General features: G+C 63.4%; 8 protein-coding genes. 6 read left to right on the forward strand and 2 right to left on the reverse strand.

Annotation, left to right across the window (positions count from 1 at the left end):
• On the reverse strand, positions 1 to 202 hold a 202-nt coding region (locus tag PMI38_RS27575; protein ID WP_238540203.1), incomplete at its 3' end, for a hypothetical protein.
• Between PMI38_RS27575 and PMI38_RS19205 the strand changes: the two genes are divergently transcribed.
• Positions 189 to 920, forward strand: a complete 732-nt coding sequence (locus PMI38_RS19205) for a hypothetical protein (RefSeq protein ID WP_043273956.1) — start codon at positions 189 to 191, stop codon at positions 918 to 920. The genes PMI38_RS27575 and PMI38_RS19205 overlap by 14 nt on opposite strands.
• A 6-nt stretch (positions 921 to 926) precedes the next feature.
• Here the strand turns inward: PMI38_RS19205 and PMI38_RS19210 are convergent, their stop codons facing one another.
• Positions 927 to 1,901 carry a LysR substrate-binding domain-containing protein gene (locus PMI38_RS19210; protein ID WP_008097382.1) on the reverse strand — a complete coding sequence of 325 codons (975 nt, stop codon included), beginning with the start codon at positions 1,899 to 1,901 and terminating at the stop codon, positions 927 to 929.
• Between the two features lie 348 nt (positions 1,902 to 2,249).
• Here PMI38_RS19210 and proV point away from each other — a divergent pair, with 348 nt between their 5' ends.
• From proV to PMI38_RS19235, 5 genes are all read left to right on the forward strand, one after another.
• Positions 2,250 to 3,410, forward strand: a complete 1,161-nt coding sequence (gene proV / locus PMI38_RS19215) for a glycine betaine/L-proline ABC transporter ATP-binding protein ProV (RefSeq protein WP_008097384.1) — start codon at positions 2,250 to 2,252, stop codon at positions 3,408 to 3,410.
• A gap of 21 nt (positions 3,411 to 3,431) precedes the next feature.
• The gene (gene proW, locus PMI38_RS19220) at positions 3,432 to 4,385 is read left to right on the forward strand and encodes a glycine betaine/L-proline ABC transporter permease ProW (RefSeq protein WP_008097385.1); all 954 of its coding nucleotides are present in this window, start codon (positions 3,432 to 3,434) and stop codon (positions 4,383 to 4,385) included.
• A gap of 55 nt (positions 4,386 to 4,440) precedes the next feature.
• Positions 4,441 to 5,469, forward strand: coding sequence for a glycine betaine/L-proline ABC transporter substrate-binding protein ProX (gene proX / locus PMI38_RS19225; RefSeq protein WP_008097387.1), 1,029 nt, complete (start codon positions 4,441 to 4,443; stop codon positions 5,467 to 5,469).
• A gap of 125 nt (positions 5,470 to 5,594) precedes the next feature.
• On the forward strand, positions 5,595 to 6,650 hold the full coding sequence (locus PMI38_RS19230; protein ID WP_008097389.1) for a GlxA family transcriptional regulator: 1,056 nt from the start codon (positions 5,595 to 5,597) through the stop codon (positions 6,648 to 6,650).
• Positions 6,651 to 6,981: 331 nt separating this feature from the next.
• Entirely contained in the window at positions 6,982 to 7,938 is a 957-nt protein-coding gene (locus PMI38_RS19235; protein WP_008097391.1) for a helix-turn-helix transcriptional regulator, read from the forward strand.
• Positions 7,939 to 8,015 lie beyond the last annotated feature (77 nt).

The raw sequence follows: 8,015 nt of genomic DNA on the forward strand, positions 1-8,015 counted from the left end.
AAGCCCGCTCCCACAAGTACTTTGCAGCCTTGAAGTAAGTGGAGAACCTGTGGGAGCGGGCTTGTCCCGCGAAGAGGCCATCACAGACAAGCACATCACCCCCATCGCACTTTTTCCCATTTCCGGGCTCTATGCTTGGCCAGGCCACGCCGATCCCCAGCGCGGCCGCCGATTTCGTCCCGGTGCCGATGGTTGCAAGCAAACCCGAATTCTTCCCCCGCCTGCTGTTGGCAGGCGCCCTGATCTGCCTGGGCGCCTGTACCCAGCAACAAGGCCATGACATCGTCAGCCAGTTCGGCAACGGCAAGCCCAGCGAGCTGTTCCAGACCAGCGTCGATCGCCTGGCCACGCTGTCGATGCGCGACAACCTGCAGAGCCTGTACCTGCTGATGAACAAGCTGTACCTGCGCAACCCCAACCAGTGGAAGATGTCCGGCTACCTCGATGCCGCCACCGCCGAGCGGCAGATTCGCATCGCCATCGAACAGCGCCAGCCCTTGGCACAACTGGGCAACCGTCGCGACCTGGCCGCCCTGAGCTATGCCCTGAGCCCGGAGTTTCGCGGTGACCGGGTCGGCGCCTTCATCTACGCCATCGGCAGCATGCTGATCACCGCGCACGGGGGGCGTACCGAGTTCTACATGACCGATACCATCGACCCGCTGTTCGTCAACAACGCCGCGCGCAACATCGAGAAGGCGACCTGGATGCTCAGCCAGCGCCAGGATGCCAATGGCGTGCTGCTGCTGTTTTCCAACGAGATTTCCGAAGAGGGCAGCAACCTGAGCTTCGCCGTCGAGTTCGGCAAGATCGTGGCACGCCTGGATCTGCTCGCCGAGCTACTCGATGAACGCTATCGGCGGATCGGGCTGAACTATGCGCAGAGCCTGTTGCTGATGAATTTCCTGCCGGTGCAATGACGGGTGTCAGGCGCTGGCGTGCAGCAGGGGTTCGAATGCCTCCAGCAGCCAATCGCGCAAGCGCCGGCAACTGGAGTCATGTTCCTTGTCTTCATTGAAAGCCAGGAAGTGCAAGGTGTCCTTGAGCACCAGTTCCTGTTCCACCGGCCTCACCAGCAAGCCCTGGGCTACCAGCGGCGTCACCAGGTGATGCCAGCCCAGCGCCACGCCCTGGTTGCTCAGCGCCAGTTGCACCAGAAGGTTGTAGTCGTTGGCATTGAAGAAATGCGGCGCCGTGCTGGCGCGGCTCTTCAGGTCGACATCATGGAAGGCCAGCCAGACGTTCCAGTCCACGTGCTCGGCCACCTGCGAGCGGCCATAGGGGCTGAGGTTGAGCAACGAGCCATCGCGCAAACCTTCCAGCGTTCGCAGCTCGGGGTGATCGGCCAGGTACTGCGGGCTGCACACCGGGTAGATCACATCGTGGTTCAGCGGGTGGCAACTGTAGCCGGCCTGGATCTTGCCCAGCTTGGTGATGTAGATGTCCGGTCGAACACCGGGCTCCATGGCGAGGAAGTTCTGGGTGGTCACCAGGTTGATGTCGATATCCGGGTTTTCCTCGAAGAACTTCGGCATCCGTGGCCCCAGCCACAGCGCGGCGAACGCCGGCGAGCAGCACAGGGTGACCACGTGCTTGGGGTTGGTGTTGCTGCGGATACGTTCGGCGGCCTGGGAAATGTTGACGAACGATAATTGCACCGCATCGAAGAAGATCGAACCGGCCACGCTCAGCTCTACCGCCCGGCCGACCCGGGTGAACAACTCGGCGCCCAGGTAGGTCTCCAGCTCACGGATCTGCCGGCTGACGGCGGCCTGGGTCACGCACAAGGCCTCGGCGGCGCGGGTGAAGTTCTGGTACTTGGCCGCCGCGACGAAGACTTTCACCGCGCGCAGCGAAGGCATCTTGATCAGCGTCTGGTCGGGTTCGGAGTGTCTGACCATGGTGGTCCTTGGTGGTGCCGGTTCGGGCCACTCTAGCCTGTTCATCGGCGCCAGGTAAATGCACGCGCGGTCTAGCGCCGGGCCCGCAAGGCGATTGATAACTTCAGGTAATGGTTTGCGTCATGCAAATGTCGTTGGACCCTGTCTGGAGCAAGGCCTAACGTTGACTGACGGCGCGACATTGACACTTCGATGTCGAGAATTCTTGAAGCAGGACTTGCTGCGTGCCGGTTTTGACTCACGTTCGAATTTGAACGGACTGCCAAGCGTACTCGCACTGATCGCTACCCGCCTTATTGAAAGTGCGAAGTTGAATGATTGGTTAATAAGCATAATAAAGAGGGTCGTATGAGCCAGGCCGATGAGATTCTTTCGGTAAAAAACATCTTCAAGGTGTTCGGTCCCAACCCGAACATGGCCATGGAGATGCTCCGCAAGGGCGCCGACAAGAACGAAATCTTCAGCAAGACCGGCCACGTCGTCGGCGTGTTCGATGCAAGCTTTTCCGTCAAGCGTGGCGAGATCTTCGTCATCATGGGCCTGTCCGGGTCGGGCAAGTCGACCATGGTGCGGCTGTTCAACCGCCTGATCGAACCCACTTCCGGCAGCATCCACCTCAATGGCCGTGAAATCACCGGCCTGTCCGACAAAGACCTGCTCGATGTGCGCCGCAAGGAAATGGGCATGGTGTTCCAGTCCTTCGCCCTGATGCCGCACATGAGCGTGCTGCAGAACACTGCGTTTGGCCTGGAAATCGCCGGTATCGCCGAAGCCGAGCGCCACAGCCGTGCCCGCGAGGCGCTGAGCCAGGTGGGCCTGGCCGGCCACGAGCACAGCTACCCGCACCAGCTGTCCGGCGGCATGCAGCAGCGCGTGGGCCTGGCCCGGGCGCTGGCCAACGACCCGACCATCCTGCTGATGGACGAAGCCTTCTCCGCCCTCGACCCGCTGATCCGCAGCGAAATGCAGGGCGAGCTGATGCGCCTGCAGGCCGAGCAGCAGCGCACCATCATTTTCATTTCCCACGACATCGAGGAAGCCATCCGCATCGGCCATCGCATCGCGATCATGGAAGGTGGCCGCGTGGTACAGATCGGCACGCCGCAAGAGCTGATCAACGAGCCGGCCAACGACTATGTGCGCACCTTCTTCAAGAGCTTCGACAGCTCGCGGGTGCTCAAGGCCGGTGACGTGGCCCGGCTGGACCCGGCGGTGGTATGCAAGGTCAACGGCAAGGCGCCGAGCTTCAAGCCCGGGGTGCCGTTCGGCTACCTGGTGGACGAGCGCGGCCAGTTGCTGGGCGTGGTCGACACCGACGCCCAGGGCGCCAGCGCCAGTGAGCGCTACAGCCTGCACGAGCAGCAGCCGGTGTACACCGACACGCCGCTGCACGAGGTGTTGGGGATCGCGGCAGACCTGCCGTACCCGGTACCGGTGATCGACCGCCAGGGCGCCTTCAAGGGCACCTTGTCGAAGAACGAGCTGCTGCAGACCCTGAGCCGCCACTAATCCACCAAGAGGTTTGCCCTCATGTCCGAATTCAGCCTGCTCGACCCGTTCCAGGCGGCCACCATTCCCCTGGGCGACTGGGTGACCGCCACCCTCAACTTCCTCGTGCACAATTTCCGCGAAGTGTTCCGCGCCATCCGCTGGCCGATCGACCAGGTGCTCAACGGCATCGAATTCACCCTGCAGAGCATCCCGCCGAGCATCGGCATCCTGCTGTCGTCGCTGCTCGGCTGGCAGCTGGCGGGCAAGCGCATGGCCTTGCTGTGCTTCGTCACCCTGACCCTACTCGGCCTGATCGGCGTGTGGTCGGAGTCGATGACCACCTTGGCGCTGGTGCTCACCTCGGTGTTCTTCTGCGCGGTGATCGGCATTCCACTGGGCATACTCTGCGCCCGCAGCGACGGCATGGAACGCATCATCCGCCCACTGCTCGATGCCATGCAGACGCTGCCGGCATTCGTCTACCTGGTGCCGGTGGTGATGCTGTTCGGCATCGGCAACGTGCCCGGCGTGCTGGTGACCATCGTGTTCGCCTTGCCGCCGCTGGTGCGCCTGACCAACCTCGGCATCCGCCAGGTGCCGGAAGACAAGATCGAAGCCGCCCGCGCCTTTGGCTGCACCCCCCGGCAGATGCTGACCCGCGTGCAACTGCCGCTGGCCACCTCGACCATCATGGCCGGCCTCAACCAGACCTTGATGCTGTCGCTGTCGATGGTGGTGATCGCCTCGATGATTTCGGTCGGCGGCCTGGGCCAGATGGTGCTGCGCGGCATCGGCCGCCTGGACATGGGCCTGGCCACCGTCGGTGGCGTCGGCCTGGTCCTGCTGGCGATCTTCCTCGACCGCCTGACCCAGGCCATGGGGGCGCGCACCAGCGCCGACCCAAGCCTGCGCTGGTACCACACCGGCCCCGTGGGCGTGGTGCTGCGCCTGTGTGGCGCGGGGCAAGCACAAGGGCGGCGCAAGACCGCCTGATCTCTGCACATTCGAACTGCCGCACACGACAAAAACCACAAGAAGGTAAGCGACGATGTTGGAATCCAAGTTCTCCCGCAGCATGCTGCAAGGCGCCAGCGCCCTGGCCCTGGTGATCGCCTCGCTGTGCGCCAGCGCCGCGTCCGACAAGCCCGGCGAAGGGGTCAAGGTCACGCCGATCTTCCCGTCCATCGCCGAAGAGCGGTTCCGTGGCGAAGTCGCCATGGAGGGGCTGCGCGAGCTGGGCTACAAGGTCCAGGAGCCCAAGGAAACCGAATACGGCGTGATGATGGTGGCCCTGGCCAACGGCGATGCCGACTTCACCGTGCACCTGTGGGACAAGCTGCACGACAAGTTCTACCAGCAGGCCGGTGGCAATGACGTGATGGTCAAGGCCGGTGACATCATGCCCGGCGTCCTGCAGGGCTACCTGATCGACAAGAAGACCGCCGAGCAGTACCACATCAAGTACATCACCGACCTGAAGAAACCGGAGATCGCCAAGCTGTTCGACACCGACGGCGACGGCAAGGCCAACCTCACGGGCTGCAACCCTGGCTGGGGTTGCGAGCTGGTCATTGCGCACCATATGAAGGCCTATGAGCTGGGCGATTCCGTGCACGTCGACCAGGGCTCGTACTTCGCGCTGATGGCCGACACCATCACCCGCTACAAGGAAGGCAAGCCGATCCTGTACTTCACCTGGGTACCGCAGTGGATCTCCACCGTACTGGTCGAGGACAAGGACGTGGTGTGGCTGGAAGTGCCGAAGACCGACCTGCCCGATGGCAACAACGCTGTCGACACGATGTACAAGGGCAAGAACCTCGGGTTTGCGGTCGACAAGGTCGAGGCGGTACTGAACAAGGAATTCGCCGATGAGAACCCGGCGGCCACCAAGTTCCTGTCGCTGATGCAGATCACCACGGCCGACGAAAGTGCGCAGAACCTGAAGATGCAGCAGGGTGAGAAAAAGCCTGCCGACATCACGCGCCACGCCAAGGAATGGGTCGCCGCCCACCGCCAGCAGTTCGATGAATGGCTGCAGGCCTCGCGCGCCGCAGCGACCCAGGCCAGCAAGTAATTCAGTCCCGGCGGTGCTGACTTCTTCGCGGGGCAAGCCCGCTCCCACAGGTGTTGTGGTGCCTCTGTGGGAGCGGGCTTGTCCTGCGAAGAAGACACCGCGATTTTCGCAGTCGAGTCGACGCCATGAGCCACTTCGAAAGCATCCTCAAGAACACCAACCTGGCCCACCTGGACCCCGCCGGCCGCACCACGCTGTCACTGCCGAGCCGTCGGGTGGCCTTCGTCCTGCGCGAACACTTCTCGATGATGGCCTTCACCGCCGCCATGGACACCCTGGTCACCGCCAACCTGATGAGCGCCACGCCGCTGTTCCACATCCAGGTAGTAGGCGAGGGCACCCAGGTGATGAGCGACCTGGGCATTGCCCTGCCGGTCAATACCCCGCTGGCCGACCTGCAGGTGCAGGGCCTGGACAGCCTGCTGGTGTGCGGCGGCTTCCGTGTGCGCCTGGAAGCCTCGCCGCTGCTGCGCGGCAAGCTGCGCCACGCCGAGCAGTTGGGCTGCCAACTGGGCGGGTTGTGGAATGGCGCGTACTTCCTGGCCGAAGCGGGCTTGCTCAACGAGCACGATTGCGCGTTTCACCCGGACGGCCGGGCGATGATGAGCGAGCTGTTCCCCAAGGTGCGCATCAGCCGCCAGGCCCATGTGCTGGACCGGCGGCGCATGAGTTGCGCCGGCGCCAGCAGCGCGTTGGACATGATGCTGGCGTTGCTTGAGCAGCAGGGCCCAGAAGGCTTGCGTCGGGCGGTTGAGCAGATGCTGGCGTGCGACCGTGCGCGGGTGGCGAGCGACCTGCCGGCCAGCGCGCCGGAAGTCGACCCGAGCCTGCCGCGAGGGGTGCGCCTGGCCCTGGAGCTGATGCATGCGAATATCGAAGACCCGATCGGCATCGATGAAATCGCCGAGCACGCCGGCTTGTCACGTCGTCATCTGGAGCGCCTGTTCCGCCGCCATGTGCAGGCCACGCCGCCGCGTTATTACCTGGAGTTGCGCCTGACCCATGCCCGCCAGTTGCTGCAGCACACCAGCAAGTCGCTGACCGAAGTGGCGGTGGCCAGCGGGTTTGTCAGTTTCCCGCATTTCTACCGACGCTTTCGCGAGCTGTTCGCCATTGCCCCGCGGCAGTTTCGCGCGCGCAGCCAGGGGTGGGCGGGGCGGCAGGATGCGGCGGTGCATTGACGGCTTGATGCTGCGCTTGCGGGCCTCTTCGCGGGACAAGCCCGCTCCTACAAGTACTGTACAGCCTTGAAGGAGTGGAGAACCTGTGGGAGCGGGCTTGCCCCGCGAAGAGGCCCGCACTGACACCCAACAATGCAAATCTGTCCGATAATCGCGCAATCACCACAATCTCACCGTCCGCTATCCGCCCACCCAATCCACAGGTCGCATTGCCCAACCCCCACCTTTTGCTTAGTGTATCTTCCAATGACCGTGACCGACCGCGACCACAGGCCCTCCGAGCCAGTAGGAAGCGGCGCCCAGAACAATAACGACACCGAGTGCCTTGCCTATGGAAAGCCGCCTGCTGAGCGAGCGCAGTAGCGTGTTCCATCACGCCGACCCGTATGCCGTGTCCGACTACGTCAACCGGCACGTCGGCCAGCACTGCATCGGCTTGTCACGCACCACCCATCCTCAAGCCAGCCTCAGCCACCGCAAGTTCGCCGACCTCGACCTGTGCCGCATCAGCTACGGCGGCAGTGTGCGCGTCACTTCACCGGCACTGGAATCCATCTTCCACCTGCAGGTGCTGCTCAACGGCAACTGCCTGTGGCGCGGCCACCAGCGCGAGCACCACCTGGTGCCGGGCGAGCTGTTGCTGATCAACCCGGACGACCCGGTCGACCTGACCTACTCGGACGACTGCGAGAAGTTCATCCTCAAGGTGCCCACCCGGCTGCTCGACTCGATCTGCGAAGAACAACGCTGGCAACGGCCGGAGGGCGGGGTGCGGTTCTTGCGCAACCATTATCGACTGGACGAGCTGGACGGTTTCGTCAACCTGCTGGCCATGGTCTGCCATGAAGCCGAGGTCAGCGATTCGCTGCCCCGCGTGCAGGGGCACTACAGCGAGATCGTGGCAAGCAAGCTGTTGACCCTGATGAGCACCAATATCCGCCGCGAGCAGCTGGGCAGCCCTGGGGCGGGGCTGGAGCGGATACTTGATTATGTCGATCGCAACCTGAAGCTGGAGCTGGCGGCCGAGACGCTGGCGGAGCAGGCGTGCATGAGTGTGCGGTCGTTGTATGCGCTGTTCGACCGGCAACTGGGCACCACGCCCAAGCAGTACGTGCGCCAGCGCAAGCTGGAACGGGTGCATGCGTGCCTGAGCGATGGCAGTTGCACGGTGCGCAGCGTGACCGAGTTGGCCATGGATTATGGCTTTTTGCACCTGGGGCGGTTTTCGGAGATTTATCGGCAGCGGTTTGGCGAGTTGCCTTCGGAGACTTTCAGGCAGCGGCGCTGACTGTACGGGCCTCATCGCCGGCAAGCCGGCTCCCACAGGTACAGCAGCGCTGCTAATAATGTGGGAGCCGGCTTGCC

The organism is Pseudomonas sp. GM84, from assembly GCF_000282535.1.
In the GTDB taxonomy this organism is placed as follows: Bacteria; Pseudomonadota; Gammaproteobacteria; order Pseudomonadales; family Pseudomonadaceae; genus Aquipseudomonas.

What these genes read in the sequence shown, in the direction of transcription:
- PMI38_RS19205 (WP_043273956.1), top strand. Translation starts at nt 189, where the DNA reads ATGGTTGCAAGCAAACCCGAATTCTTCCCCCGCCTGCTGTTGGCAGGC.
- PMI38_RS19210 (WP_008097382.1), bottom strand. Translation starts at nt 1,901, where the DNA reads ATGGTCAGACACTCCGAACCCGACCAGACGCTGATCAAGATGCCTTCG.
- proV (WP_008097384.1), top strand. Translation starts at nt 2,250, where the DNA reads ATGAGCCAGGCCGATGAGATTCTTTCGGTAAAAAACATCTTCAAGGTG.
- proW (WP_008097385.1), top strand. Translation starts at nt 3,432, where the DNA reads ATGTCCGAATTCAGCCTGCTCGACCCGTTCCAGGCGGCCACCATTCCC.
- proX (WP_008097387.1), top strand. Translation starts at nt 4,441, where the DNA reads ATGTTGGAATCCAAGTTCTCCCGCAGCATGCTGCAAGGCGCCAGCGCC.
- PMI38_RS19230 (WP_008097389.1), top strand. Translation starts at nt 5,595, where the DNA reads ATGAGCCACTTCGAAAGCATCCTCAAGAACACCAACCTGGCCCACCTG.
- PMI38_RS19235 (WP_008097391.1), top strand. Translation starts at nt 6,982, where the DNA reads ATGGAAAGCCGCCTGCTGAGCGAGCGCAGTAGCGTGTTCCATCACGCC.